Source organism: Pontibacter saemangeumensis, assembly GCF_039541895.1.
Classification (GTDB): Bacteria; Bacteroidota; Bacteroidia; order Cytophagales; family Hymenobacteraceae; genus Pontibacter; species Pontibacter saemangeumensis.
Genome location: NZ_BAABHC010000005.1, coordinates 373,259 through 399,832 on the forward strand (window position 1 = coordinate 373,259; position 26,574 = coordinate 399,832).

Annotated in this window: 23 protein-coding genes; 15 read left to right on the plus strand and 8 right to left on the minus strand. The window is 47.3% G+C overall.

What is annotated here, in order from left to right:
- Window positions 1–20: 20 nt before the first annotated feature.
- Complete coding sequence (locus ABD920_RS07860; RefSeq protein WP_345158086.1) at window positions 21–230, plus strand: heavy-metal-associated domain-containing protein; 210 nt, start codon at window positions 21–23, stop codon at window positions 228–230.
- Window positions 231–240: 10 nt separating this feature from the next.
- On the opposite strand, the gene ABD920_RS07865 is transcribed toward ABD920_RS07860, so the two are convergent.
- The 6 genes from ABD920_RS07865 to ABD920_RS07890 form a co-directional block, all read right to left on the minus strand.
- Window positions 241–468: a transposase gene (locus tag ABD920_RS07865; RefSeq protein ID WP_345158087.1), complete on the minus strand. Its 228-nt coding sequence runs from the start codon at window positions 466–468 to the stop codon at window positions 241–243.
- Between the two features lie 104 nt (window positions 469–572).
- On the minus strand, window positions 573–2,570 hold the full coding sequence (gene mobC / locus ABD920_RS07870) for a conjugal transfer protein MobC (protein ID WP_345158088.1): 1,998 nt from the start codon (window positions 2,568–2,570) through the stop codon (window positions 573–575).
- Window positions 2,571–2,574: 4 nt separating this feature from the next.
- Window positions 2,575–3,894 carry a relaxase/mobilization nuclease domain-containing protein gene (locus ABD920_RS07875; RefSeq protein WP_345158089.1) on the minus strand — a complete coding sequence of 440 codons (1,320 nt, stop codon included), beginning with the start codon at window positions 3,892–3,894 and terminating at the stop codon, window positions 2,575–2,577.
- Window positions 3,882–4,268, minus strand: coding sequence for a plasmid mobilization protein (locus ABD920_RS07880; protein WP_345158091.1), 387 nt, complete (start codon window positions 4,266–4,268; stop codon window positions 3,882–3,884). The genes ABD920_RS07875 and ABD920_RS07880 overlap by 13 nt, the downstream gene beginning before the upstream one ends.
- A 247-nt stretch (window positions 4,269–4,515) precedes the next feature.
- Complete coding sequence (locus tag ABD920_RS07885; protein ID WP_345158093.1) at window positions 4,516–5,424, minus strand: toprim domain-containing protein; 909 nt, start codon at window positions 5,422–5,424, stop codon at window positions 4,516–4,518.
- A 494-nt stretch (window positions 5,425–5,918) separates the two neighbouring features.
- Window positions 5,919–6,449, minus strand: a complete 531-nt coding sequence (locus ABD920_RS07890; protein WP_345158094.1) for a hypothetical protein — start codon at window positions 6,447–6,449, stop codon at window positions 5,919–5,921.
- An 832-nt stretch (window positions 6,450–7,281) separates the two neighbouring features.
- On the opposite strand from ABD920_RS07890, the gene ABD920_RS07895 reads away from it, so the two are divergent.
- From ABD920_RS07895 to ABD920_RS07905, 3 genes are all read left to right on the plus strand, one after another.
- Window positions 7,282–7,854 (plus strand): GNAT family N-acetyltransferase, encoded by a 573-nt coding sequence (locus ABD920_RS07895; protein WP_345158095.1) that lies wholly within the window; start codon window positions 7,282–7,284, stop codon window positions 7,852–7,854.
- 14 nt (window positions 7,855–7,868) lie between these two features.
- On the plus strand, window positions 7,869–10,052 hold the full coding sequence (locus ABD920_RS07900) for an ATP-binding response regulator (RefSeq protein WP_345158163.1): 2,184 nt from the start codon (window positions 7,869–7,871) through the stop codon (window positions 10,050–10,052).
- Between the two features lie 142 nt (window positions 10,053–10,194).
- Window positions 10,195–11,400 (plus strand): hypothetical protein, encoded by a 1,206-nt coding sequence (locus ABD920_RS07905; protein ID WP_345158097.1) that lies wholly within the window; start codon window positions 10,195–10,197, stop codon window positions 11,398–11,400.
- Between the two features lie 336 nt (window positions 11,401–11,736).
- Here the strand turns inward: ABD920_RS07905 and ABD920_RS07910 are convergent, their stop codons facing one another.
- Entirely contained in the window at window positions 11,737–12,189 is a 453-nt protein-coding gene (locus ABD920_RS07910; RefSeq protein ID WP_345158099.1) for an RES family NAD+ phosphorylase, read from the minus strand.
- Window positions 12,190–12,193: 4 nt separating this feature from the next.
- Window positions 12,194–12,346 (minus strand): antitoxin Xre/MbcA/ParS toxin-binding domain-containing protein, encoded by a 153-nt coding sequence (locus ABD920_RS07915; protein WP_345158101.1) that lies wholly within the window; start codon window positions 12,344–12,346, stop codon window positions 12,194–12,196.
- 239 nt (window positions 12,347–12,585) lie between these two features.
- Between ABD920_RS07915 and ABD920_RS07920 the strand changes: the two genes are divergently transcribed.
- The 11 genes from ABD920_RS07920 to traK all read left to right on the plus strand — a co-directional run bounded on the left by ABD920_RS07920 (window position 12,586) and on the right by traK (window position 26,574).
- The gene (locus tag ABD920_RS07920; RefSeq protein ID WP_345158102.1) at window positions 12,586–13,086 is read left to right on the plus strand and encodes a hypothetical protein; all 501 of its coding nucleotides are present in this window, start codon (window positions 12,586–12,588) and stop codon (window positions 13,084–13,086) included.
- 232 nt (window positions 13,087–13,318) lie between these two features.
- The gene (locus tag ABD920_RS07925) at window positions 13,319–13,657 is read left to right on the plus strand and encodes a DUF4134 domain-containing protein (protein WP_425568577.1); all 339 of its coding nucleotides are present in this window, start codon (window positions 13,319–13,321) and stop codon (window positions 13,655–13,657) included.
- Window positions 13,658–13,687: 30 nt separating this feature from the next.
- Window positions 13,688–14,125 (plus strand): DUF1896 family protein, encoded by a 438-nt coding sequence (locus ABD920_RS07930; protein WP_345158104.1) that lies wholly within the window; start codon window positions 13,688–13,690, stop codon window positions 14,123–14,125.
- An 87-nt stretch (window positions 14,126–14,212) separates the two neighbouring features.
- Entirely contained in the window at window positions 14,213–19,825 is a 5,613-nt protein-coding gene (locus ABD920_RS07935; protein ID WP_345158105.1) for a helicase-related protein, read from the plus strand.
- Between the two features lie 11 nt (window positions 19,826–19,836).
- Window positions 19,837–20,154 (plus strand): DUF4133 domain-containing protein, encoded by a 318-nt coding sequence (locus tag ABD920_RS07940; RefSeq protein WP_345158106.1) that lies wholly within the window; start codon window positions 19,837–19,839, stop codon window positions 20,152–20,154.
- A 56-nt stretch (window positions 20,155–20,210) separates the two neighbouring features.
- A complete protein-coding gene (locus ABD920_RS07945; protein WP_345158107.1) occupies window positions 20,211–22,706 on the plus strand; it encodes a TraG family conjugative transposon ATPase in 2,496 nt (831 codons plus the stop codon).
- Entirely contained in the window at window positions 22,703–23,380 is a 678-nt protein-coding gene (locus ABD920_RS07950; protein ID WP_345158109.1) for a conjugal transfer protein TraI, read from the plus strand. Before ABD920_RS07945 ends, ABD920_RS07950 begins: the two co-directional genes overlap by 4 nt.
- A gap of 44 nt (window positions 23,381–23,424) precedes the next feature.
- Entirely contained in the window at window positions 23,425–24,078 is a 654-nt protein-coding gene (locus ABD920_RS07955; protein ID WP_345158111.1) for a hypothetical protein, read from the plus strand.
- Window positions 24,075–24,704, plus strand: a complete 630-nt coding sequence (locus ABD920_RS07960) for a TerB family tellurite resistance protein (protein ID WP_345158112.1) — start codon at window positions 24,075–24,077, stop codon at window positions 24,702–24,704. Before ABD920_RS07955 ends, ABD920_RS07960 begins: the two co-directional genes overlap by 4 nt.
- A 10-nt stretch (window positions 24,705–24,714) precedes the next feature.
- Window positions 24,715–25,923, plus strand: coding sequence for a conjugative transposon protein TraJ (gene traJ / locus ABD920_RS07965; RefSeq protein ID WP_345158114.1), 1,209 nt, complete (start codon window positions 24,715–24,717; stop codon window positions 25,921–25,923).
- A 45-nt stretch (window positions 25,924–25,968) separates the two neighbouring features.
- Entirely contained in the window at window positions 25,969–26,574 is a 606-nt protein-coding gene (traK, locus tag ABD920_RS07970) for a conjugative transposon protein TraK (RefSeq protein ID WP_345158116.1), read from the plus strand.

Below are 26,574 nucleotides of genomic sequence, written 5' to 3' on the forward strand. Positions count from 1 at the left end.
ACAATTAAAAACGTGAAATCATGAAAGACTTACAATTCAAAACCAATATCAACTGCGGAGGCTGTGTCTCTAAGGTAACCCCTGTACTAAATTCCACTGAAGGCGTTTGCGAGTGGAACGTGGACACCACCCAGAAAGACAAGGTATTGACCGTAAAGACAAATTCCCTTTCTGCCAACGAGGTCATTGCCGCTGTCGAGAAGGCTGGTTTTAAGGCGCAGCCTGTATAATTCTTAGAATTCAGGTGTACTTAAACCCATACACCTGCATTCTATTCCCCTGTCTTATTTTTTGAATCAAGAGGAGCAATATATCTGATGTAGAGCGGTATATAAGATTCTCGCCGATGATACCCAAGGAGCGGGCCACCCGGCTAACAGGGTGGCCATTGAACACCATCTGGAGCACTTCCTCTTTGAAGGCCGCACAGTACTTGCGACGCTTCTCTGTTACCGTTTTTTCTTTCATCTTGATTTGCTAAGCAAATCAGCTGTCAGTATTTATTGAAGCATTTCAAGCTTCATGGCTGTATGTAGTGTAATCTCTTAGAGATTTCTAAGGGTAAGACTGTTTCAGGAATCTATCTTTCGGATAATTAAATGTTTCAACCCTGGATCGTTCAGCAGCCGCTCCATTTCTGATTGGATGATATCTTGTACATCCTGCTTAATCTGAAAGTAGTTCCGCTGTACCATAATGTTATTAAGCTTGCGCACAACAGGAATATCTTCATAGCTATCCTGTTCTTTTTTCAAGGCCTCATGATTATTCAGTATCTCGCAGTGGAAAGCTTTTAATTCAACTTTACAGTCTGGGTTATCGGCTACCATGCCCACGAACTCCCCGGAGCTTAAGGCAGATATGCGAGAGGGGGGGATGGCTGATTCCAGTTGCTTGGAATGGTTGACGGAGGTATCGCTGCTATTAATGGAGAAACTGGCCCTGTCCTGCATAATCTTCCCGAAGCGCTCGGACAGTTGCTTGGCTGATTCGCCAGTCACCTGTCCACTGATGACGTTTCCTACAATGTTCATGATCACGTCGGCTTGCTCCCTGCCATAGTCTTTTCGTAGCTGGCTAAAATCTTGAATGCCCAGGCAAGTGGCCACCTTATTGCTTCTGGCAGTGGCAATGAGACTGTCCATGTTGTTGAGGTAGATGGTTGGAAACTCGTCGAAAATAAGGCTGCTTTTCTGCTTTCCTTTTTTGTTCACCAGCTTTACCAACCGAGTTACATAGAGTGATAAAACCGCTCCGTAGATCTGTATCTTCTGCGGATTATTGCCCATACAGATTACCTTCGGTTCTTCCGGGTTGTTGATGTCCAGTGTGAAGTCATGGCCAGACAGCACATAATATAGTTGTGGCGACGATAGCCTTGCCATAGCCACCTTCGCGGCGGCAATCTGCCCTTCCAGTTGCTCCATCACGTCGTTCAGGTAAGCATTGACAAAGGGGTTGATCAACACTTCGATTTCCTTTTCTGTCCTTAGGGCGGTAAACAGGCTGTCGTAATCTACCTGCATCAGCTCTATGACGTGCGGCAAGGTACATAATTCACCGTTTTTGTATTTTCGTAAGTACCAGATGATAGCGGTTAAAAAGTTAATGGGAGACTCCACAAAAAAGTCACCCTGCCGCTTGATCCATTCCCGGTTCAGGCCCATCAGGATCGTGCGGGCGGATTCGGCGGCATCTGTAATATCCGACATCGTGGCAGGATCAAGCGGGTTGCAGCGGTGGCTGCGGGCAAGGTCGTCAAAATTGATGACGAAGAATCGGGGGGGTACAGGGTATTTATCCTTGTACTTCAGCCAGGTGTTGTAGGCTATTTTGGAAAGGTCATCAAACTTAAAATCATACACGAATATGGTAAAGCCTTTCCTGATGTGCTGTGTGATCACGTGCCGTATCACAAAGTAGGATTTTCCTGCTCCGGGGGAACCCAGCACCAGTAACGACCTGAACGGATTAATGATGTTGATCCAGCTCTTGCGTACCCTGTTCTTTAGATGATACTGCGCGGGCAGGTTAATGGAGTACTCATTTTCCAGCAACCGTTCTTCCTGTGGGAAGGTCTCGTTTTCCTTGTTGAAAACATCTTGGTTATTGAACTTCATCCGTATGACGCGGGAGAGCAGAGTACCTCCGGAAAGCACCAGCAGAAAGCCAGCTACTGTCAGCGCAATGTACCACAAGGCAGCGTCTGCCGTCTGTAGTTTGAGTAGTAGAGAGAGATAGCTGGAAAAGTAAAGCAGCAGCCCGTTGATGAGATAGGCAAAGCCTGTTTTATAGTTCAATTTTTCGCTTTTCCTGCCCTTGGCCCCCATAAGGGAAATGAAAAGGAAGCCTAAGGCAATCAGCTTTGACTTGTGAAAGTTGTTGAATAAACCAGTGTTGCGGATGTTGTCCATGAATTGGTCGGTGAAGCTGACAGTTAGGTGCCAAGCTTCAAAGGCTGTATAGCAGTAATAATAAAAGTGCAATACCAGAATGGTAATGCTGATCATCCTGGTCATGTCCAGGGTTTTCCGCAACGCCTGTTCGTTCTCTCCTGTCTGCATTGCCATAGTTCTACATTTTAAGGTGACCCGTAGTGCGTTTCCGCCTTTTCTTTTTGCCTTTCTTTTTCAGCTGATGCGGTACATAATCAGAGGCTTGCTCCGGCTGCAATAGAATATCCAGTGTTTTGGCTGTATCCATATTTGGAAAAGGCTGTGCTGTTGCAGATTGCCGATTAGAGGTAGCCGGATTTGAAGATGTTTTTTGTGCAGACTGTTGCTGTGTCAACTGCACTTTTTTAGAAGCCTTGGCGTCTTGTTTATATCCGAGTTGCTCACCTTGTTCACATCTTTCCTGTATAGCTTTGGCGCTGTATCTCTTACCTAAGGCACTACCATTGAACACACTTTTTGTCCGGTGATCCACATAAGTAATGCCGTAAACCAACCCTTCCGCATTCTGCCGTAGAACAGTGCTGATACCATCTTTTTCCAGTGCTTTTATGAAGCTCATTAAAGAATAGTTAGGCTGTTTTAGAAAGCTTAAATCAATAGCATTTTTCATCCTGGCTTTATGTGGCTGCCGGGCGGCTTCATTCTGCCGGAATTTTGCTTTCAGGTATTTAAGCGTGGGCTTGCTGTAAAAATCGCTGGCTTTGATGGGAGTACCTATTTTATTGCCGCTCTCGTCTAGTATCCGGTAGGTTAGACCATTATGCAGATAAATTCTTGAATTTTCGCTGCCCCGGTCGGCCGATACATTGTATTGCTGAAGCACAGCGTTCAGCTCCGGCAGGGAGGTGTACTTATAATTTGTTAGTACAGTATCCAACACATTGGCAACGGCTCTTTTGGTTTCGGAGCGTCCATACTGTACCTTCTGTGCATTAACAGGTTTCAGTTCATACGTCTGCCTTTGTTTGCTGTCTTCTGCCTTTACCAACCCATAGGTTAACTCGATTTCTTTGCGGGCTCTCTCAGACTGATTGCGGCCAATGTTCTGTGTGTCTATCCGGCTTCCATCTGCCCTGACTTTAATGGTTATGATATGGATATGCGGATGTCCGGCATCATGGTGCTGGTACACTAAATAAGGCTGATCCCCGAAGCCAATTCTCTGCATGTAGGTAGCGGCAATTTCCCGTAAGCGCTCATGCGAATGGTTTTCTGACGGATCGAAATTGAGTGAAATATGTACACTGTTGCGGGTAACGTTTTCGTTTAAGGCAACTTGATGCAGCAACCGGTTTAGCTTGTTAAGCAGTGTCAAATCCTCTACATCCTTTGGGTAATTGGCAGCCATGATGCATTCGGCAGCGCCTGTCTTCACCTTCTGCTCATTGTAATTTAATATCCGGTGAATGGAAGAACCCGTTTTGATTACTGCAACCATTGGTCGGCAATTTTATTGATGCGGTTTTTGATTTCATCCACCTTATTCAGCAGGACCTTCTTCTCCAACTCCCAGGTAATTAACCAGTCTCTGAACTCGGCTATCTGGCGCAGTGTATGCAGCTTTTTCACAGCCTGGTTGAAGTTATTTCCGAGGCCGTTAAGCTCATTCCTGAGCCGCATCATCTCTGCCATAAAGTCATCCAGGGACTGGTTGCGGGAGGTGGCTGTAATTGGTTTGTTGAGCAGCATTTTTCGGGCATAGTCGCTTATTTTCCGACAGGTGGTTTTGCTGAATCCTCTATGAATCTGAGCATACTCCTCCGGCTTCAGGCGCAGGTGCAGCCACTTTGTGCGGTTACTGTCTTCGCTCATCACATATTCACTTTCACGGTTTTCAATTATTCTTATCTTTTCATCAGCACCGCCCACGACTTCGGAGTGATAGGCGGCCAGATTCGGTTGTGATACAACCGGACATCTGGCCGATTGCGGGAAGGCAGGCAATCTCACAGCCTTTCAGATTTCTTATGGGCTTTTTAGGCTCATACAGATTTTTGGTATGCCTTCTTCAGAGGTCAAAAGCAACATGGCTTTTCATGCTGCTCCAGAAAGTAAATCTTTAGCGGAGCTTTGGCACCAGGTTCTTATTTTGTATTTTCCCGATGTTCATTATCCATTCATTCAGGTCTTTATGATGCCGGTACAGCCGGCTTTCATCCTGGTATTTATTGCTGAGCGACAAAGCATAGCGGCTGTAATTTTGTCCGGTTTCATCACGGTCCAGGTATAGCCGGATTGCTTCGTGCTGTTCCATAAAAGGACGTGCTTTTTCAAAGAAGGAAGCGGAGTTTAAAACCACATAATCACGCTGGAACTGCTGTTGATTTTTATGGATGGCCATGAAAGAAAGGAAGTCCATAAAGCCTTCAAAAACGGCTGCTTCTTTTGCCCCGTTGTTAAAGGTGGTAATATCTTTGGGCGAACTGCTGGCCTTGAAATAAGGATTGCGCAGTTCATACCCGCCCGAATCGTTTTTAAAACCAATGCTGAAATATTCTTTACCGTTCAGCTCATAGCTGACTTCTTTACAGTAGCGCCTGGCCAGTCCCAGGGATATTCTTCTTTGATGCAAATAGCGACAAAGGGGATAGGACAGAAGCGGCCTTTCGCGGAGGATACTTATTTTGCTTTCTTTGCTTTCCGGGTGCTGCTGTTGGGAGACAGGGACAAGCGGGTGGTGAAAAGAAAGATTGCCGCTTACTGCCTGCAGAAATTCACCAACCGTGCAATGGTGGTATTGAATGGCAAAGTCAACTATATTGCCTCCTTTACCTAAGCCATGATCGTACCACCGGTTCAGTTTTCGGTTGACTTTAAAGGAAGGCGTTTTTTCATCCCGCAGGGGTGACAAATACCAATAATCGAAGTTTCTGACCTTAGCTGGTTCATAACCTAACCTGGACAGGTAGGCGACCATGTCCACTTGCCTGGCTTCCTCACAGGAAGTGCTTTGCTTTCTAACATCCATAACCACACCCTTATCAAACCGACCATTCTATCAAACAGCTGTGAAGTTAAGCAAGCGTTACGGCATTCACCTATCCTCTTTAAATTCTGAAGGGGAAAGACTTACTGATGCTTTCCGGAACATGCCGGTTTCTTTTGCTGTAAGCGCCTGATCGAGTGGATGAATGGAATGGAAACATTGAATGAAAAGAAGGAACGAGAGGAGGCGCCATCCCCTCTCAGCATACCGGCTGCAAACCGGTTCAGGCAGTTAAAAAGTAATGTTGCAGCGGGTATGCCGTGTCTGAAGAACATGTTGTCAGCCTGAATTTTGCTGAACGAAGAAAGCGGACGGCGTGAAGTGGAATGCAAGTAAACGCAAACAGTGTGACAAACTACAAAGTAACTCGAAGGGCGGTGCAGTTATTCCCGGAGGAAATACTGTGCCGGTTTGGCGCATTGCTTGTTATCCTTATTAGCTATAGTTTGATAAAACTTTGATAAGACAGTGTAGGATCATTGTTCCTTTTGCAATCTCCAGCCATTGTCATACAGCATGAAGTAAGCTTTGTAAGTAGCTGTTTGATTGTAGTTGGTTTTTGTTAAAGCAGAGAAGTCACTAATATTTTTATAGGCTGTTGTATATTCAGCTGTTGCCTGCTTGCCATCTCCCATAGTTTGAATGCCTGTTACTTCTACCAGCTCTTCATCAGCTATTTTCACCTTTTGAATATCCATCTTTCTGTCTTCGTCAGAAGTGGGTAGCATGTATGGTTTTGCTTTATCTGTAAATTCAATTAAAGGTTCGCCTATGTCAGCCAGCTTTTGCGTGCGCTGAACAGTTACCAATCCTTCTTTTTCTAATCCTGCGTCAAGCACAGCCCGTGCGAATTCTGGGTCGCTACGGTAAATATCATAGTCAATTACTTTAGGATATTGTTTATCCTGCTGGATTTGCCTTAGAGCTTCTTCCCGGCTAAGCTCTTCATTTGAGCTGCAGGCAGCTATTATCAAACAGGCTGTACACACTATAACCAATGTTTTCATAGCGTTCATTTTAAATATATGAATTTAAAGAATTATCTGTTTATTGTCAAGAATGCAAATGGTTGAAAATAACTAGATTGCCCCACCTTGAAATGTATATTGGTTCACACATGCAACAATATGATTTATTCACGGATATAACCGTTACCCTTTCAGCTTCTTTTAAAACACATCCCTGAGGGGCAATCGCTCCGGGCTGCAATAGCGGGAGCTGGGCAAGAACGCCGATCCCTGCAGGCAGAGCCTGTACTACAACTTCCGCAAATGGAGGCTCAGGAGTGCGTGGGAGCAGCTCTTGCATACGCTTACCATACTTGAGCACAGGCGGCTGGAGCGGGAAGAGACGCCGTTCGTGCCGGCAGTCAACAGCCAGAGCGCCAAGAAGGTGGCCTCCGTAAGTCTGGACACAATAAAGCAACAATGTTATATGTGAAAGAAATTGTTCAGGCGCAAAACATTGTTACGGAACTTGTGGAATGGCTGTAGGGTTGCGGTTAAGAGAATGGAGATAAGTTATAGGAGAGTAGGTACCTCGATGAAGGTGAAAAGTTTAGTAGCCATTCAGTCCAAATGCTTCGTTCTCCATATGTCAGGAGATATCGCATGTCTGCTTCTGGTGAATTGGGAATGATAATCTATCTAATCAACTGGATAGATTTATTTTTACAGCGAATAGCTATTAGCAGGTGGATACGACTACCTACTACTATTCCAAAAATTTACTTATTAATGCGTTTGACCTTTTCATTTGATCAGAAATGAATATGATTGCTTCTATTACTAATATCTTTATTAGAAGAAGCGTATTCTAAACTACTTAACCATAATACCTATGATAAAAGCAGAATATTCTGACAAGAACTTGGTAGTAGACATACTTACCAAATCATTTGAGGCTAATCAAAGCGTTAATTACATCGTGAAGCAGGATGAAGATAGGATCCGAAGAATTAAATATTTAATGGATTACTCTTTTGAAGTATGCTATTTGTTTGGCGATGTATTTCTGTCTCCTGATAAAAAAGCATGTGCATTGGTTTTGTATCCAGACAGAAAAAAGACAACGTTCAAATCCCTGTTTTTGGATGCAAAGTTAATCCTCTTCTGTGTCGGCTTAAGGAATATCAAAAAGACTCTTGCCAGGGAAACTATGATAAAGAAGATACAGCCAAAGGAGTTGATGTATTATTTATGGTTTATAGGTGTTGACCCTGCATATCAGAATACGGGAATTGGCACCCAGCTTCTTAATGATATAGTTAAAGATAGTAGCCTTAAAAAGAAGCCTGTTTATTTGGAAACCTCCACATTAGGAAATTTGCCTTGGTACAAGAAGTTTGGCTTTCATATTTATCAGGAACTTGATTTAAGCTACAAACTGTTCTTTTTGAGAAGATATGTGTAAATATTGGGGCGGTGATGTTGGTATTTGGGACAGAAATGCACATTGTAACATTCGTTTTCGTTCTTCTAGAGATCGCAATGTTCTTCTTTCAATTCATTTACTATTTATCAAGGCCTCAGGAAAAAAACAGGCTTTGGTATTTAATACTTCTATTTCTCCTAATTTTATATAATGTGACAGGGGGGCTTTTCCCTGATGAAGATATCTCCATACCCATCATCACTCAAAATATCTTAGCCTATGGGAGTGGGTTCATAATGGCATCCTACATTCCCTATTATTTCTACAAGGCATTTAATCTGGAGCGATTGCGGTTTCATGCCTTATATGGAATTTACATTTTTCTGATTTTGCCTTTTTTGATATTTTTTGTTGTTGAGTATTCTATAAATGGGAATCTTGATTTGGCGAGAAAGCGTGGGATAGTTATTCCATTCTTTTATACGATTGTTTTGCTGTTAAGCATTTTAAGGGCTACTAGGATAAAATATAAGGGAAATAATAATAAAAAGAATTTAACAGAAGTTATAGTAGTTTGCTGTGCGGTAATACCTTGGGCATCTATGCCTATTCTGGCATATTATAACGTTAGTCAATTGTTCGAAGTTATAGTATGTAATGGCGGATTTTTAATTATTACAACCATTTTTATTAAACAATCCATAGATAAATCAAAGGAAGAGTACAGTAAGTTACAGGAATTAAATGCTACCCTTATAGAAAAGGTAAAAGAAAGAACCATGCAACTAGAAAAGCTTCATGAACAAAGGACATATAACTTTATAAATCTTGTTCATGAAACCAAGACACCTCTTACTTTAGTCAATAATTATTTAGAGGAATATATTAATAAGCATGGAACAGGTGAAGAACTTGACATAATTAGGGGAGGCATCAATAAGCTTACAAGGGACATCACATGCTTATTTGATTTAGAAAGATTTAAAAAAGGGTTTTGTGTCTACAACCACAGCCGAACTTCGAATTTCAGTGAAATACTTAAAGATAGCTTGATGCTTTTTGAACATTATTGTCAAAAGCAAAAAATTTCTTGGAGCACGAGCATAGATGAGGATGTCTTTATAAAGGCAGATCCAAATGCTATGAACAGGATAGTAAATAACCTTGTAGAAAATGCTATTAAATTCACTAATCCTGGCGGGGGTATAGAAATCACCCTAAAAGCTACTGAAGATAAGATGTGCTTTGCTGTGCATGATACAGGCATCGGAATCAGTATTCATCATCAAAAGAAGATATTTGAGCCCTATTTTCAGATAAACAATGAAACCACTAGCCTGCAAGGAATGGGGCTTGGGCTGCCCATAGTTAAAAAAGTAACCGACAGTTTAGGAGGGCATGTACTTATTGAGAGCAACCCGGAGAAGGCACACGGAACTAAAATCAGTGTAATTCTTGAAAGATGTTATTTAAGGCCGGACAGTATAGTCACTAAACCTTCAGAAACCTCATCCCCTACCTGTAGCATTGACAATTTTGATGTTGTTGATACACCTTATCTTCCTGATAGACAATCAATCCTACTTATAGAGGACAACAAGGCTATGCTGAATTTTCTTTTTAGGAAGCTAAGCATGAAATATAACCTCTTCTGTTCTGTGAATGGAGCCGAAGCATTAAAAAAACTACATGAGCTTCCGATAATGCCGAACCTAATTCTCTCTGATATTATGATGGACAGAATGGATGGGTTTGGCTTCGCCAAGGTGATTTCTGAACATAACGCCTATAATCACATTCCTATTATTTTCTTATCAGCTAAATCAACGCCAATTGATAAACTAAAGGCGCTGCGCTTGGGTGCTATTGATTTAATTCAAAAGCCCTTTTCCTCTGAAGAGTTAATTCAAAAAATTGAATCGGTACTTGAGAATATTAGAAAGCAAAAAAGAGCTGTATTGTATTCGACAATTTCAAACCTTAAAACATTAAGTAACCCGGAAGGCGCTTCCACAGACACTGATTCTTCATCAGCATTTGAGCAAAATTACAAGCTGTACAATCTTACTTGTCGGGAAATGGATATTGTTAAACTTATCCGACAGGGATTAAAGTATAAAATGATTGCAGAAACCTTATTTATTTCCGAAAGGACGGTTACCAAACATGTGCAAAACATATTCGAAAAAGTTGGTGTGTCTAATAAGGTTGAACTCATTCATAAGCTTGCTCTCTAATTAATACCCTTTTCTACCGCGCCGGAAACGCCATAACTGCATATATACTCATTACTGCGTATGGAATTAGTAGAAATTGCTTATTTCATTCAGACGGTAACACGGTGAAATTTGGATATGTAAAATATTCAAATTTATAATCATGAAGTGCGGGTATACTCTGGAGTGGCTGGATGCTTTGATTAACGTTTCACTTAATCCTGCAAAAACGAAACTGGATGCGGATGCGGTTGCACCCGGGCAAATCCAATATATCAAGTCAAAGATTGAGGAAGAAAAAATCAGGCATCAATCTTTCTTAAACAATCAGGTCTTTGACCTGCTGGAAGAGAATAAGATTGAAGTGTTAATCAGGCAATATTACGCTACTCTTATCCTTCTTCTTGACCAGGCTTGGCATAACGAGATGAATACCTTATCCAGAAATCCGCTGTTTAAAGAAATTCATTTATCTCTTATCCAAAGCCTCGAAGAGTTAATATTATTTATTGAGGTTCGCTTTCCTGCCTATTTAACTACGGATCAAAGAGCGTCAGTAACGCATCTGCTTGCCGTAAAAAAAGAATTAAAGATATTGATGACCTCAACGAAGCCACAATTAGAGAAGAAGATAAACGATAAGCCACTCACTGACATTGTTTTCACTACCCTACATACGTTCCTGACTAAGATCAAAGACAGTGTTCCGGTAGCCTTACATGATGTTTTATATATAAAAAATTTAGTAAAGAAGTTAAAAGAGCTATCTAAGCAGGATGAGCATACTTGTAATTCTGCCAGCTTATATGAGCTACTTATTTACCTGAATTTTAATAGCCCGGCTTATATTAATTATTTCACTCATACAACAACGGAGAAAATAGTTTCTTACAAAACTATTCCTGAGCAACTGGAAACTTTACTCTTACTTAGGAAGGATTTCAAGCAGATGAACAGTAAACCCGGCGTTGCTTTAAATATCCATAAAAAGAACTTAAGAACCATAATAGGGAACTGGTTTGACCAGGAAGTTCAATACCTGGAAAAGAAGCAGCACTTATCGGTTATTCCCCCACAGGGAAGTACAGAAGCTTCCAAAAATAAGCAGGAAGAACCGCTTAAAGTATTATGTGTTCTGTCAGTAGACCAAATGGGCCTGGTGTTACGGGCAGCAGATGAATCAAAAATTATTATGGCCCGTTCACTGAATGCCGTGTTTAAACAGATTGTCCCGTACTTGTCTACTGCCTCTAAAGAGAACATTTCCTGGGACAGTATGCGCAGTAAATCCTATGCGGCTGAAAAAAGGGATAAGGAAATTGTGATTCAAAAACTTGAGCAGATGATTAAGAAGGTAAGGGAATATTAAATCTCTTTAAGAGTTTGATTGAGAGAAGGAGCCTTCTTTCTGTATATTAACTGGTCTTATATTTCTTTTCAGGCGCCGTTAACAATTTCTGTAAGCACTTTTAGAACATGCATGTTTCTTTTATACTAAACGCCCGGTTGCGTGGATGAATGGAATGAAGGAACGAAACGGGGCGTTATTCCTTATAGCGTACCGGTTGCAAGCCTTTTCAGGCTTTACATGATATCATTGCAACGGGTACGCTGTGGCTGGAAGAATTTTATCTTGCTGTGACAATACACTTGGACAGGAAAGAAGCATCTTTACAAATGGTGGCTTACTAAGGTGTTTTAACTACTAATCTTTCAGGCGCTGGTCAAACTCATGCGGCATTACATCAATTATCTTCATGTCCTCGAAGCTTGGATGTAAGGGATTGAATAAAAAATTTGACTCAAATGGAGAGTGAACTGATGGCACCTTCATCACCAGGAACTGATTCTCCTTTATCCAATCGTTTGTGAAGGTAACCAGTTCTTTCGGATGAGGAAAGTCTTTCCAGTTGGGTGGCAGATTACGTATGAAGAGTTCTTTATAAGTGATATAGGAAGGAACCTCCAGTATCAGAATAGCATAGTTGCGAGGGATTTTCCTGGTATTGGCCAGTATTTCCATCTTAGCCAGTGACAGCGTTTGGGAGGTGTAGAGGATGCGGGTACCTTTCTCATGCCACCCGGCAGAGCCATATAAGCCTCGGGTTCCAGAAATATCGCGGATGAATTCTCTTTTCCCTAACCGATAAACCACCATGGGTTCAGGAGTACATGCCGTATTCAATACTCACCAACAAATCCAAGAGCTGTTCTCTGCCAATGGAGGAACTCATCCAGTCGATAGGTGCTGCTCCCCCCAAAGCCGTGTTGCTGGTGTGCAGCCACTCCTTGAAGTCTGCATCATCTTCAAACACTTCCAGTTCTTTCGCAGAAGCTTCCTAATGGAGGCTTTTTTTATTTTCTTCAATATTTTAATTGTTTATACCTGATAATCAGCAGGGTACAAGGGGCACAAAAAGGGTACAACATAAAGTTGGACTTGAGAAGCGCTGTTTGTTGATGTTCCTTTGGGAGGTAATTATAAACAACCCGGCCCTCTGGCAGCTCACTGCACAGAACCGGATTGATTGGTGATGAACGAAAAGCGAAGTGTATGTTTACAAACATCTCCTGGGCAAACTATCTGGTGGTAGTTACCCTCCTGCTGGCAGCCTATTACTTAATCATCGGGACACGGTTCTATTCCCGCGAGCTGCAACATCTTTTATCCGGTAAACGAAAGCCGGCCATGCGCCCTGTCCAAGTGAAGGCTCCCGAGGCTCTGAATCATGACCATTCGGCGGCATTTCTGGATGGGGGGCCGGAAGACTTTGTCTCTGAAGATTCCCCTGTGCAAGCTGCAGATAACACTCTACAGGAAATAGAGCAGCTGGCTGACCATTTGAAAGAAGTGCTGGCCGAAGCAGCCAGCAAACGGTATGGTAAAGAGGAATTTATCCTGCTACTCCAAGCGGTACTGAAAAAATACCCGGCCTTAAAGGATGCACCGTTCCGGTCAGCCATCCACGAGCTGATTATTTCAGAATGTGAAAAGTATGGCTCCATTACGCTCAGTGAGGAAGAGATCGTGCTGTTGTGGAATGAAGCAGTGTGATGGAGCCGTCTTCCAGCCGCTCCGTCTTTCTGGCGGAGTGGCTCACGGAAGGGGGTACTTAGTTGGCATTTAATGAAAGATATGGCTCCCATCCGTCTCCATGCTGTAGAGCGTGTAGTGTTGTGGAAGGAGTAATGTGATGGCAGCCACCTTCCGGCCTCTCCGACCATTATTGGCGGAGAGGTGCAGGAAGGTAAAAACAGTGTCATGTTTAACTTTTAAAATTTGTTTTATGAAAATGAAGAGATTGAAGTTTGAAGGCTTCTCCCGGAGGCATGGGATAGCCATCGGTGTCACCATCATCCTATGCGCTGTCCACTTAACTGTAATGGCACAGGATGGCATAGCGGGTATCAATGAGGCCAACCAGAAAGTGCGCAGCTACTTTGATGCAGGCACGCAGCTGATGTATGCCGTAGGTGCCCTATTGGGGCTGATTGGGGCCGTGAAGGTGTACCAGAAGTGGAATGCCGGAGATCAGGATACGGGCAAGGTGGCCGCCGCCTGGTTTGGCAGTTGTGTGTTCCTGGTGGTGGTAGCCACAGTAATCAAGTCCTTCTTTGGCGTGTAAACCTTTTTAACTTCTGCAAAATCAATGGTCATGCAAGATATCCTGCGCACCAAGCTGCACGATTACATCCTTCACAACAACCCCGATTTGCTGCTCACCTTGCAGCAGGAAGGGAAAGTGAACAGCTATCTCCGTGAAAAAATAACCACGGTAGATGCTTTCCTTGATCAGTTACAGGCGGAAGGTAAACCGGCTTATATCATCGAAGAAGCGTGCATGGGAGCACTGACCAGGGAGTTGCGTCCTTCCAGATTCAACTGTCTCTGCTCCCTGCTGGAAGAAGAGTTCGAAGCGGATTATCGGCGGCTGCAGGAAAGCGGTATCCTCACCTATGAAGTGCTTAACCTGATGGCTGCCTGTGCACATGGCTTTGATGCCATCGGATTCACAAAAGACAGGGAAACTGACCAGCAGTTGCGCTATGTCCTGGCCGGGATGATACAGGAGTATTTGGAAAACGAGCAGTGATGTTAGAACCACTCTCTCCGAAAGCGGGTGGTGGCCTCATCACTATTGGTAAGCAAATGAAATCGTGGGAACGGATAGGAGGGAAGTATGGCTTACAATCTTTTGCAAAAACTGAAGGACAACCTGGAGGCTATCTGGACAGCCCTGGAATGGAGAGAAGGAAAGTGCTTGCAGGCAGCAGAAGTAGAAACGCTGCAGAAATACGCCGGCTTCGGGGGGATAAAAGCCGTGCTGTATCCTCATGCGGAGCGGCAGGAGTGGATCCGGCAACAGGCAACGGAGGAGGACCTGCGGCTCTATCCGAAAGTGATGGAACTGCACGGGCTGCTTCAAAAGCATTTCGCGGGGCCACAGTACAGAGAAGTGGTGCAGTCCATGAAGAACAGCGTGCTGACCGCCTTTTATACCCCAGCGGTTGTGCCGGAAACGCTGTATGCCGTTTTAAAAGAACACCATCTTCAGCCGCAAGGAATATATGAGCCAAGCGGCGGGGCCGGTATTTTTATCACCGAAGCCGTGAAGTTCTTTCCCCGTTTACAGCAGGTAACAGCGGTAGAAAAAGATATTCTGACAGGCCGCGTGCTGCAGGCATTAAGCAGTTCCCTGCCTGTGCCTGTCCAGGTGTATAGGAGCGGCTTTGAAGAAGCTACTGTAAAGGACAACGGCCAGTATGACTTGATTGTCAGCAATATTCCTTTTGGTAATTTCTCCGTGTATGACCCCGGATACCCTGACCATGCATTATCGGGTAAAATCCACAATTACTTTTTTGCCAAAGGGCTGGATAAGATCGCCAATGGGGGTTTGCTCGCTTACATCACCACCGATGGTTTTCTGAATAACCCTTCCAACAAACCAGCCAGGGAATACTTATTTAACCGGGCTGATTTTATCAGCCTGAACGTGATGCCGGATAACCTGATGAAAAGCACCGGCAACACCGAAGCGCCCAGCCACTTGCTGATCGTCCAGAAAAATGAAACCAAACACGCGCTTTCCGTGGAAGAGGATTACCTGGTAAAGACGGTAGCCCAGGAAAACGAGTTTGGGCAATACCACCTGAACCAGTACATCCACCGGCACCCCGGCATCATCGCCGGTGATGAAATAAAAGCCGGCAGAAACCAGTACGGCCATGCCCATCAAACGGTATGGCAGCAGGGGGATATGGGTGCCATAGGTGCCAAACTGGCCGGAACCATAGGGGAAGGAATACTGAGCCGTTTTAGGCAAAGCGCCTTTCAGCAAATAGAAGCATCAGCGGCGATGAAGGTGGCCCTTGCCGGTAAAAAACTCACCTTTCTGCCCGTGCCGGAGAGTAAAGCGGAATCAGTACCGGTGCAGTTGGGCCTGTTTGACACGGCTCCTGCGGAGAACAGCAGCCGGGCCCAAGCCTATATCGGGGAAATGGATGCAAAAGTGGTGCAAAAGCAAAGCGCACGGATTATAAGCACGGTGAAGACCACTGCCCGCCCGGAGCACGAAACCATCACCCTGGTCACCGCCAGGGCATCCGGGAATAACCGTTACCTGTACAAGCTGTACTCTAACGTGGCGGAGATCAGTTTCCCGACCAACTGGCTGAATGCATCTGCACTCCAACAGGAGCTGAAAAGCCTGTCTGCCCGGTTGCAGCAATACGGGTACGACTACCGCTATGAGGGGGATCAAAGTCTGAAAACAGCTTTTGAATTAAAATACCCTGCTTCGCAATTGTTTGAGGACCTGAAGCCTTTTCATAAAGAGGGAACGCTGGTCCTGCTCAATGGAGAAGTGGGGCGTATCGGGCAGCCGGATGCAGTCCTCAGGCAAGCGGTGTTTCAACCTTTATTACTGACACAAAAGGAAAAAAGGTTTTACGAAGAATACGTTATGATCCGGGACAGCTACCTGGAGCTAACGGAAATGGAATTCTCCACCGAAGTGGCGGATGCCGGTCTGCGGGCAAGATTAAACGATGGCTATGAACATTTAGTGGCACAGTATGGTCTGCTGAACAGGCCGGAAAACCGGAAGCTTATCAAGGAGGATGTTGCATTTGGCCTTATGGTGCTTTCCTCCCTGGAACGGAAGGATGGCGACAGTTTTGTCCGGGCTGATATCCTGGAGCAATCCCTGGTTCGAAAAGAAGAACAGTTCCGGACCGATGACCCGGCAGATGCCCTGGCCCGCTGCCTGAATGAAAAGGGCCGGATAGATATTGCTTTTATGGAGGCCGCAACCGGCCTTCCGGCGGCAGAGGTGATCAGCAGGCTGGGAAGCCATATTTACCTCAACCCGGAGCATATGGGATGGGAAACCCTGGATCAGTATCTGACCGGCAATGTCGTCCGGAAACTGACCGTCGCGCAGCAGCAAGCCGGACTGCATCCGGAAAATACCCAGCTGCAAAGAAGCCTGGAAGCCATTGCCCGGGTGCAGCCTGAAAAGATACCCTTTGAACTGCTGGACTTTAACTTAGGCGAGCGCTGGTTGCCGACTTCCTTTTACAGCCGCTTTGCCACTGACCTGTTCGGGCAGGATACCAGCGTCAGCTATTTTCCTTCCTTGGATACTTTCAAGGTGAAGACCGCCGGGTTTAATGCCAAAGTAACCCAGGAATATGCCGTGGTGCCCAGAAGCGGCAGGACCACCTACGGGCACACCCTGCTGGAGCATGCGCTGGAAAACACCACGCCCTTTTTTACCTATGAGGTGGAGCGGGCAGATGGAAAGCCGGTGAGGCTGCCGGACAACGAGGCCATCCAGCTCGCCCATCAGAAGATTGAGTCTATCCGCAACCACTTCGGGACCTGGTTAATGGACCTGCCTGAAGCGGATAAGAAGCAACTGGAGACCCTCTATAACAATACCTTCAATTGCTATGTCCTTCGTGAGTACAACGGCAGCCACTTAACCTTTCCGGGGCTGGACAGGAAAAACCTGGGCATTGATGACTTGTACAGCTCGCAGAAGAATGCGGCCTGGCGCATTATCCAGAACCGGGGGGCGCTGGTAGACCATGAAGTGGGGTTGGGCAAAACGCTGACCATGATTGTGGCCAGTCGGGAAATGAAAAGGCTGGGCATCGCGAAGAAACCAATGATCCTGGCGTTGAAGGCCAATATCAACCAGATCACCGAGACCTACCGGAAAGCTTACCCCCATGCCCGCCTCCTGGCTCCCGGTGAATATGACTTTACGCCCGCCAAACGGCAACGGCTTTTTCACGAGATCAAAAACAACGACTGGGACTGCGTCGTCCTGACGCACGATCAGTTTGGCAAAATCCCGCAGTCGCCTGAAATCCAGCGTGAGATATTTCAGACCGAGCTCGATAACGTTGAGCATGACCTGGCAACCCTGCAGGATTTGGGTGGGGACATGTCCAAAAAGATGCTGAAGGGGCTGGAAATACGCAAGAACAATCTGCAGGGCAAACTGAAGAGCATCGTCCATGACATAGAGCAGAAAAAGGATGCTGGGGTTCATTTCAAAGAGCTGGGCGTCGACCACCTGTTCATAGATGAAGCCCATAAGTTCAAGAACCTGACCTTTACCACGCGGCATGACCGGGTGGCGGGCTTGGGCAATATGCAAGGCAGCCAAAAGTCATTGAACATGCTGTTTGCCGTCCGTACCCTGCAGGAGAAGTTCAACTCGGACCTGTGCGTGACGTTCCTGTCCGGCACACCCATTTCCAACAGCTTAACGGAAATGTACCTGCTGTTCAAATACCTGCGCCCGAATGAAATGAAGCGGCAGCGCATCGGGAACTTTGACGGTTGGGCAGCGGTATTTGCCCGGAAATCAACGGACTTTGAATTTTCGGTTACCAATGAGATCATGGCCAAAGAACGTTTCCGTCATTTTATCAAAGTACCGGAGCTGGCCCTGTTCTACAACGAGATCACAGATTATAAGACGGCCAAGCATATCAGCCTGGCCAAACCTGAGCTCCATGAGACGCTGGTCAACATTCGGCCTACGCCGGAGCAACAGGAGTTTATCCGCAATTTGATGGCCTTTGCCAAAACCGGTGATGCGACCCTGCTAGGCCGGGCGCCCCTGAGCCGGGAAGAAGATAAGGGGCGGATGCTCCTTGCCACCAACTACGCCAAAAAGATGGCGGCGGACATGCGGCTGGTGGACCCGGAGCTCTACGGCGATCACCCGGAAAACAAGGTCAGCGTCTGTGCCCGGAAAGTAGCGGCGCTGTACCGCGAAAGCCATGCGCACAAAGGCACGCAGATCATCTTCAGCGATATTGGCACGCCTAAACCGGATGCCTTTAACCTGTATGATGCCCTGAAGGAAAAGCTCACGAGAGACTTTAACATCCCCCCGCAGGAGATCACCTATATCCACGACTGGACGGACAAACAGAAACCGCGACTGTTCCGCAAGATGAACAACGGCGAAATCAGGGTACTTATCGGCAGCACTGAAAAAGCCGGCACGGGCCTCAACGTGCAGGAGCGGGTAGTAGCCATGCACCACCTGGACATTCCCTGGAAGCCTTCCGAACTGGAGCAGCGCAACGGCCGGGGTGCCCGGCAGGGCAACCTGCTGGCCAGCGCGCATTACGGTAACACGGTGCAGAACTACATCTATGCCGTCGAGCAGTCGCTGGACAACTATAAGTTTAACCTGCTGAAGAACAAGCAGACCTTCATCAGCCAGCTGAAGAACTGCGAACTCAACATCCGCACAATTGACGAAGGAGCGGTGGATGAAAAGAGCGGAATGAATTTTTCCGAGTACATCGCCATTCTTTCCGGCGATACCTCACTGCTGGAAAAATCAAAACTGGAAAAGAAGATAGCGGTGCTGGAAAGTTTGAAAACCGCCCACTTCCGGGAAGTATTCCGCTCCAAACTCCAGCTGGAAAACCTACAGACAGAAAAGGCGGATACCATTAAAATGGTGAACAAGCTTACCAGTGATGAAAGCATTTACAAGAGCAGGCTGCAATGGGAGAAAGACGGCGCGAAAGCCAATCCTGTCCAATTGAACAGCTTTAAAGCGGCGGAACCGGAAGCCATCGGTGAGTACCTGATCGGGCTGTATAAAAACTGGAAGCCAGCCAATGGTCAGGGGGATGCGCAGAAAATAGGCAGCCTGTACGGGTTTGATTTGTATATCCGGCAGCAACGGGAGGCATCCGGGGGCAAAGAAATATTTCAGCACCGGTATTCCAACACTTTCTATGCCGAACGCCCTGAAAGCGGCATCAAGTACACTTATAACCGGGGCATTCCCAATACGGATAACCCGAAGCTGGCAGCCCGTTATTTTTTAAATGCCATTGACCGGGTAGAAACATTGAAAGAGAAATACCAGAAGTCCCTGCATGAGCTGGAGCGGAACATCCCTATGGTTGCCCAACTGGCCAAAAAGCCTTTTGAGAGGGAAGCAGAGCTAAGCCGGATGAAAAGCGAACTGGCCAGGCTGGAAAGAGAGATTACGGTGAAGATCCAACAAAACCGGATAAAGCAGCATGATGTGACGGAGCAGACTGATACCAAAGAGCAGGAAAACACTGCTGTGCCCGTCGAGGCGCCGGTGATAAAAATGACACCCGGGGAAGACGCCATCAGGCAGATGGTGATGGCAAAGGTGAGTGGCGCTGCCGCCAACGGCAAAGAAACAGCGCAGCAGGTTGTATCTATGCAGTCACCAGCACCGGGAATACGGCGGACCCACCGGTTACGGCTTTAAAGGAAAGAGTTATGGCAAACAGTGTTTATCAAATTAACAAGGGCATCAATAAGCCCATTGAGTTCAAAGGGCTGAAAGCGCAATACATCTGGTATTTCGGTGGCGGAGTGGTTGCCCTGCTGCTCTTCTTTGTTATTCTCTATATTATTGGTGTCCCTTCCCTGGTCTGCCTCGGCATCATCCTAGCTGCCGGCATTCTGATGACCATGAAGCTTTACAGGCTAAGCAACACCTACGGCCAGTTCGGGATGATGAAGAAGCTGGCCAGGCACCGTGTTCCCCATGTGGTTAAGTCAAATAGCAGGGCGGTCTTCCTGCCAAAGGAGTGAAGCAGTAAGCCGGGATTTAATTTCCCGCATTCATCAACAAGGTAAAAAGCGTGAAGATGGAAAAGCAGTGGCATGAGATTTTACCAATTATGGGAGTGGAGCATGATTGCATCCTCTCCAGGCAGGGGGACATTACCCTTGTTTTCCAGGCAGAACTGCCGGAGATATTTACCCTGTCCGACCAGGAGTACGAAGCCTTTCACCAGGCCTGGATAAAGTCTATCAAGGTGCTGCCCAGGCATTCCGTTTTTCATAAGCAGGACTGGTTTATAGACAGCAGGTACCAGGCCAATTTTAATAATGACAATACCAGTTTTTTATCCCGTACCAGTGAGCGGTTTTTTAATGAGCGGCCCTTCTTGCAGCACACCTGTTACATCCTGCTTACCCAGAAACCTGCTGGCCGGAAGCCGTCAAGCTCCATCTTCTCCAACCTGCTGCGCGGCTTCCTGGTACCAGAGGAAACACTAAACCCAGCTTTATTGCAGGGTTTCCTGGACAGCGCGGGACAGTTCAGACGCATCCTGGAAGACAGCGGATTTGTAAAGCTTACCCGATTAAAAGAGGAGGGGCTGCTAAGCCACCGCCGGAGAATGGGACTCATCGAGCGCTACTGCACTTTGTCGGAAAGAGACGATACTTTCCTGGTGAAGGACATCACCTTTACCGAGGACATACAGGTGGGTGCCCAACATGCGCAGCTTTATACTTTAGGGGATGCCGCGGATTTGCCGGCTTTATGTGGTCCCAGGATAAACTATGACCGGTATTCCACCGACAGGACAAAGTTCAGCATCGGCTTTGCCTCCACGCTCGGACAGCTCTTGCCCTGTAACCACGTTTACAACCAGTACATCTTCCTGGAAGATACCCGGAAAGTTATCCGGAAGCTGGAAAGCAAAAGGCTGCGGCTGCAGTCCCTAGCTGCTTATTCGCGGGAGAATGCCCTTGCCCGGGATGCCACCAATGACTTTCTGAACGAAGCTGTCGGCCAGCAGCGCCTGCCGGTAAAGGCGCATTTAAATGTGCTGGTCTGGACCGACAACAAAGAAGAATTGAAGGACCTGAAGAACCTGGTATCCTCAGCATTGGCCCAGATGGATGCTGTGGCGAAACAGGAAACGGTGGGTGCCCCGCAAATCTTTTGGGCGGGCATTCCCGGCAATGAAGCTGACTTCCCGATGAACGACACGTTTGATACGTTCGCAGAGCAGGCAACCTGCTTTCTGAACCTGGAAACCAGCTACCGGTCTTCGGTAAGCCCGGTGGGTATCCGTTTGGGGGACCGCCTGACAGGCAAGCCGGTCCATGTGGACATCAGTGATGAGCCGGTGAAAAAAGGCGTCTGCACCAACCGGAACAAGTTTATACTCGGCCCGTCGGGCAGCGGGAAGTCCTTCTTCACGAACCACCTGGTCAGGAGCTATTATGAGCAGGGCACGCATATCGTGCTGGTGGACGTCGGGCACAGTTACAAGGGGCTTTGCGACCTGGTGGGTGGGTATTACTTCACCTATGATGAAAAGAACCCGATCCGTTTTAACCCTTTTTTCATCAGTGAAGGAGATATGCTGGATACCGAAAAAAAGGAAAGCATCAAGACGCTGCTACTGGCTTTATGGAAGAAGGACAACGAGACCCTTAACCGCTCGGAATATGTGGCCCTGTCCAGTGCCTTGCAGCTTTATTACGAAAAGCTGGGGAAGCATGCCGGTTTGTTCCCCGGGTTTAACAGCTTTTATGAGTTTATGCGGGACGAGTTTGTCGTGACACTGACGCATGACAAGGTTAAGGAGAAGGATTTTGACATAGGCAATTTCCTTTACGTGCTGCGGCCTTACTACCGAGGCGGCGAGTTTGATTACCTGCTGAACGCCACCGAAAACCTGGAGTTGCTGAAAGAACGGTTTATTGTCTTTGAGCTGGACAACATCAAGGATCACCCGATCCTGTTCCCGGTGGTAACCATCATCATCATGGAAGTCTTCATCAGCAAGATGCGCAAGCTCAGGGGCATCCGCAAGATGATCCTGATAGAGGAAGCCTGGAAAGCCATCGCCAGGGAAGGCATGGCCGAGTACATCAGGTATCTCTTTAAAACAGTGCGCAAGTTCTACGGCGAGGCCATTGTCGTGACACAGGAGGTGGAAGACATTATCAGCTCGCCGGTGGTAAAGCAAACCATCATCCATAACAGCGATTGCAAAATACTCCTGGACCAGTCGAAATACCAGAACAGGTTCGGGCAGATACAGGAGCTGCTGGGCCTGACCGAAAAAGAAAAAGCGCTCGTCCTGTCGGTGAACAAAGCCAACGATCCCACGAAGAAATACAAAGAAGTGTTTATCAGCCTCGGCGGGATGTTGTCTAAAGTATACCGAACGGAAGTATCGCCGGAAGAGTACCTGGCCTACACGACCGAAGAAACAGAAAAAGTGAAAGTGATGCAGTATGCCCATAAGTACGGTGATACGCAGAAAGGCATTGCCGCCCTGGCGAGAGACATGGAAGCAGGAACAGTACAGGATAAACTTAAAGACAGAACGATATGAAAAAGATATGCATGCTGCTGGTCATAGCGGTGATGGGAGCCATCGCACCAATAGCCCGAACACAGGCACAAACGCCTGTGCTGGAGGTCATCAAGGCAGGAATAAAGAAAGCCATCAAAGCGGTTGACTTGCAGGTACAACGCCAGCAGAATAAGGTTATCTGGCTGCAGAATGCACAAAAGAACTTAGAGAATGCCATGTCGCAGTTGCAGCTAGGGGAAATCTCCGGTTGGATGGAAAAGCAACGCACGCTGTATCAGGAATATTACGGAGAACTCTACCGGGTAAAAACTACCGTTTCTGATTACCACCGCATCCGGGACATCATGCAAAAGCAGGTGCATCTGGTGGAGGAGTATCAACAGGCCTGGCGCCTGTTCCGGCAAGACAGGCATTTCAGCCGGGAAGAGTTAAACCACATGGCGCAGGTGTATGCGGGTATCCTGGAGGAGAGTGCAAAGAACATTGACCGGATATTTTTAGTCGTGCAGGCCTTCGCTACGCAGATGAGCGATTCCAAACGGTTGGAAATCATCGATGCCGCAGCTGATCAGGTGGATGCCAGTTACAACGACCTGAGGATGTTCAACAGACAAAACATCCTGCTGAGTCTCCAGCGGGCGAAAACGCAGCGGGACGTGGAGGCGGTAAGAAAGTTATATGGACTGCTCTAAGCGGAGAGGCAAAAGCAGAAAAGGGAAGTATAAAATCATAAGCGATGAAAAAGTTACTTATGCTGCTGCTGTTCGGCATGATGGCCACCGGCACAAGGGCCCAGACCTTTGCAGAATGGTTCCGGCAGGAGAAAACACAGAAGGAATACTTGCTGGAGCAGATAGCAGCCCTGCGCATGTACCACGGCTATGTAAAAAAAGGATACGCCATCGCACGGGAAGGATTAACGGCTGTCGGCGACAGCAAAGAAGGGGAGGTTGATTTACACGAGGAATTCTTCAGCTCTTTGGAAAGAGTTAACCCGCTGATCAGGAGTGAAGCGAAGGTGATGGCTACTATTGGTTTTCAGGTAAAAATCGTGCAGGTCTGTCAAAGCACTTACCGGCAGCTGCAGGCGAGCGGTTCATTTAGCGGAGAGGATATCGGCTATGTCTACCGGGTCTTTGCAGGGCTACTGGATGATGGTGCCGCTACCCTGGATGAACTCCAGGCAGTAACGGCGGATGATAAGCTGGAGATGAGGGATGATGAACGGTTGGAACGCATCGGAGCGCTGTACAGCGACATGCAGGACAACTATACGTTCGCACAAAGCTTCAGCAGGGAAGCAATGGTGCTGGCTGCCGCGCGCATGCAGGAGAAGAAGGATGTTCAAACCAGTCGTGGTCTAAATGGCATTAAACAGGAAGAACTATGAAAAGTATATGTGTCCTACTGCTTTTTTCGATATTCTCAGTAACAACGTCGCTGGCACAGAGCCAGGAAGTACAGCAACTCCTGCTGAACGTGGAAAAGCTCGCGCAGCTCAGGCAAATCCTTAGCGACATGCAGAAAGGTTACCGGATCGTCAGCACCGGCTATACGGCCATCAGGGATGTGTCACAGGGAAATTTCAGCCTGCACCAAGCTTACCTGGATGATTTGCTGCACGTCAGCCCTGCAGTCAGAAAGTATAAGAAGGTAGCGGATATCATCCGCTGCCAGGTGATGCTGGTCGAGGAGTATAAGCAGGCTTACAGTAGCTTCCGGCAGGATGGGAATTTCAGTTCGCAGGAGCTGGACTACATAGCCAGGGTATATGGCAACCTGTTTCAGCAAAGCCTGGACAACCTGGACGCATTAACCAGTGTGATGACGGCCAGCCAGCTGCGCATGTCCGATGACGAGCGCCTGCAGGCCATTGATGGTATTTTCCTGGAGATGCAGGACAGGCTCCTGTTCCTGCGGCACTTCAATAGCAGCACGACCGTCCTGGCCGTGCAGCGGGCCAGGGAGAAAAACGATGCGGCCACCGTCCGGAAAATCTATGGTATAACCAATTAACAAAGGCAATATGGCAACGTGGAGGAGAGCTGCTTTCCTGGCAGCAGTGGGAATGGTATTGCCTCAACTTTCGCAGGCGCAGGGCGTGGCCGGTGAAATGAACAGCCTGCATGGCGTACTGGAGCAGTTGTACGAGGAGATGATGCCGCTGTGCAGCAGGCTCATCGGGGTGGGGCAGGGAGTGGCGGGCTTTGCCGCTACCTGGTACATTGCTTCGAGGGTATGGCGGCACATCGCCAACGCCGAGCCGATTGATTTTTACCCTTTGTTTCGCCCTTTTGTTCTGGGCTTTGCAATCATGATTTTCCCTTCTGTACTGGCGATAATGAACGGGGTGCTGCAGCCCACCGTGACCGCTACTTCGGCCATGGTCAGGGATTCTGGTAAAGCCATTGCGGTATTGCTGCGCCAGAAGGAAGAAGCCGTCAAGAAAACCAGTGCCTGGCAGATGTATGTCGGGGAGTCCGGCAGCGGCGACCGGGACAGATGGTATAAATACACCCACGGCAATCAGGCCCCTTCCGGTGAAGGCATCATGGAGAGCATTGGCCATGACATCCAGTTTGCCATGGCGAAAGCTTCGTATGGTTTCCGCAATTCGGTGAAAGAGTGGATGAGTGAGGTGCTGCGGGTCTTGTATGAAGCGGCGGCCCTCTGCATCAACACCATCCGGACTTTTCAGTTGGTCGTGCTGGCAATCCTGGGGCCTCTGGTCTTCGGCATGGCTGTGTTTGACGGCTTCCAGCACACACTCACCGTATGGCTTGCCCGCTACATCAATGTGTTCCTGTGGCTGCCGGTTGCCAATATCTTCGGCTCTATCATGGGTAGGATACAGGAAAAAATGCTTGCCTTGGACCTTGTCCAGGTACAGGATGCCGGGGACACGTTCTTCAGCGCGACGGATACGGCTTACCTCATCTTTATGGTTATCGGCATCGTCGGCTACTTTACTGTGCCGTCGGTGGCCAATTATATCGTGCATGCCAGTGGCGGGAACACGCTTCTCTACAAAGTCAACAACCTGTTCAGCGGTTCGTCCCGGAGCGCAGTGCATACGGTTTCCGGTGGTGTCGGTATGGTGGCCGATGCCATGGGAAGCGCTGCCGGCAGGATCAGCAGCAACATGAGCAGCAGTGCTACAAATGCCAGTTATTTCAAGGAAGGAGGCGCCACGGGCACCTCCGGTTACATGCAGGACAAGCTTTCGGGTAAGTAGTACCCTTCTATCAAACGCAAAACCAACTCTACCATGTTCAGACAAATGAAAAATATCGATACTGCTTTCCGGTATATCCGCAGCTTTACCCTGGTTGTGGTTATCGGAAGCATCCTGCTCTGCGGCTTCGTCCTCTATAAGAGTTACCGGTTAGTATCCCAGATGCAGAGCAAGGTCTATATTCTGGCGAACGGCAAAGCCCTGGAAGCATATGCGGCGGACCGGAAGGCCAACATCCCGGTGGAAGCGCGGGACCATGTCAAAACGTTTCACCGGCTGTTTTTTACCCTTGATCCGGACGACAAGGTCATACAGGCCAATATGTCCAAAGCCCTTTACCTCGCCGATGCCTCAGCCAAAAGGGAGTATGATAACCTCAAAGAGAACGGGTACTACGCCAACATCATCGCCGGTAATATCAGTCAGCGGATCAGGGTAGACAGTGTGGCGGTAGATACAAATGAATACCCTTATCCCTTCCGCTGCTATGCCACCCAAAGCATCACCCGCACGACCAGCACAGTAAGCAGGAGCCTGGTCACGGAAGGATACCTACGTAACGTCAGCCGGTCGGATAATAACCCGCACGGGTTCCTGCTGGAACGATGGGTAACGATTGAAAACAGGGACCTGAAGATTGAAAACCGTTAA

Coding starts and splice junctions, on each gene's coding strand:
- ABD920_RS07910 (WP_345158099.1), bottom strand. CDS start 12,189: ATGGTGGTTTATCGGTTAGGGAAAAGAGAATTCATCCGCGATATTTCT.
- ABD920_RS07860 (WP_345158086.1), top strand. CDS start 21: ATGAAAGACTTACAATTCAAAACCAATATCAACTGCGGAGGCTGTGTC.
- ABD920_RS07955 (WP_345158111.1), top strand. CDS start 23,425: ATGAAAAAGTTACTTATGCTGCTGCTGTTCGGCATGATGGCCACCGGC.
- ABD920_RS07880 (WP_345158091.1), bottom strand. CDS start 4,268: ATGAGCGAAGACAGTAACCGCACAAAGTGGCTGCACCTGCGCCTGAAG.
- ABD920_RS07945 (WP_345158107.1), top strand. CDS start 20,211: ATGGAAAAGCAGTGGCATGAGATTTTACCAATTATGGGAGTGGAGCAT.
- ABD920_RS07905 (WP_345158097.1), top strand. CDS start 10,195: ATGAAGTGCGGGTATACTCTGGAGTGGCTGGATGCTTTGATTAACGTT.
- ABD920_RS07935 (WP_345158105.1), top strand. CDS start 14,213: ATGGCTTACAATCTTTTGCAAAAACTGAAGGACAACCTGGAGGCTATC.
- traK (WP_345158116.1), top strand. CDS start 25,969: ATGAAAAATATCGATACTGCTTTCCGGTATATCCGCAGCTTTACCCTG.
- ABD920_RS07930 (WP_345158104.1), top strand. CDS start 13,688: ATGCAAGATATCCTGCGCACCAAGCTGCACGATTACATCCTTCACAAC.
- mobC (WP_345158088.1), bottom strand. CDS start 2,570: ATGGCAATGCAGACAGGAGAGAACGAACAGGCGTTGCGGAAAACCCTG.
- ABD920_RS07925 (WP_425568577.1), top strand. CDS start 13,319: ATGAAAATGAAGAGATTGAAGTTTGAAGGCTTCTCCCGGAGGCATGGG.
- ABD920_RS07950 (WP_345158109.1), top strand. CDS start 22,703: ATGAAAAAGATATGCATGCTGCTGGTCATAGCGGTGATGGGAGCCATC.
- ABD920_RS07900 (WP_345158163.1), top strand. CDS start 7,869: ATGTTGGTATTTGGGACAGAAATGCACATTGTAACATTCGTTTTCGTT.
- ABD920_RS07895 (WP_345158095.1), top strand. CDS start 7,282: ATGATAAAAGCAGAATATTCTGACAAGAACTTGGTAGTAGACATACTT.
- ABD920_RS07960 (WP_345158112.1), top strand. CDS start 24,075: ATGAAAAGTATATGTGTCCTACTGCTTTTTTCGATATTCTCAGTAACA.
- traJ (WP_345158114.1), top strand. CDS start 24,715: ATGGCAACGTGGAGGAGAGCTGCTTTCCTGGCAGCAGTGGGAATGGTA.
- ABD920_RS07940 (WP_345158106.1), top strand. CDS start 19,837: ATGGCAAACAGTGTTTATCAAATTAACAAGGGCATCAATAAGCCCATT.
- ABD920_RS07920 (WP_345158102.1), top strand. CDS start 12,586: ATGTTTACAAACATCTCCTGGGCAAACTATCTGGTGGTAGTTACCCTC.
- ABD920_RS07890 (WP_345158094.1), bottom strand. CDS start 6,449: ATGAAAACATTGGTTATAGTGTGTACAGCCTGTTTGATAATAGCTGCC.
- ABD920_RS07875 (WP_345158089.1), bottom strand. CDS start 3,894: ATGGTTGCAGTAATCAAAACGGGTTCTTCCATTCACCGGATATTAAAT.
- ABD920_RS07865 (WP_345158087.1), bottom strand. CDS start 468: ATGAAAGAAAAAACGGTAACAGAGAAGCGTCGCAAGTACTGTGCGGCC.
- ABD920_RS07885 (WP_345158093.1), bottom strand. CDS start 5,424: ATGGATGTTAGAAAGCAAAGCACTTCCTGTGAGGAAGCCAGGCAAGTG.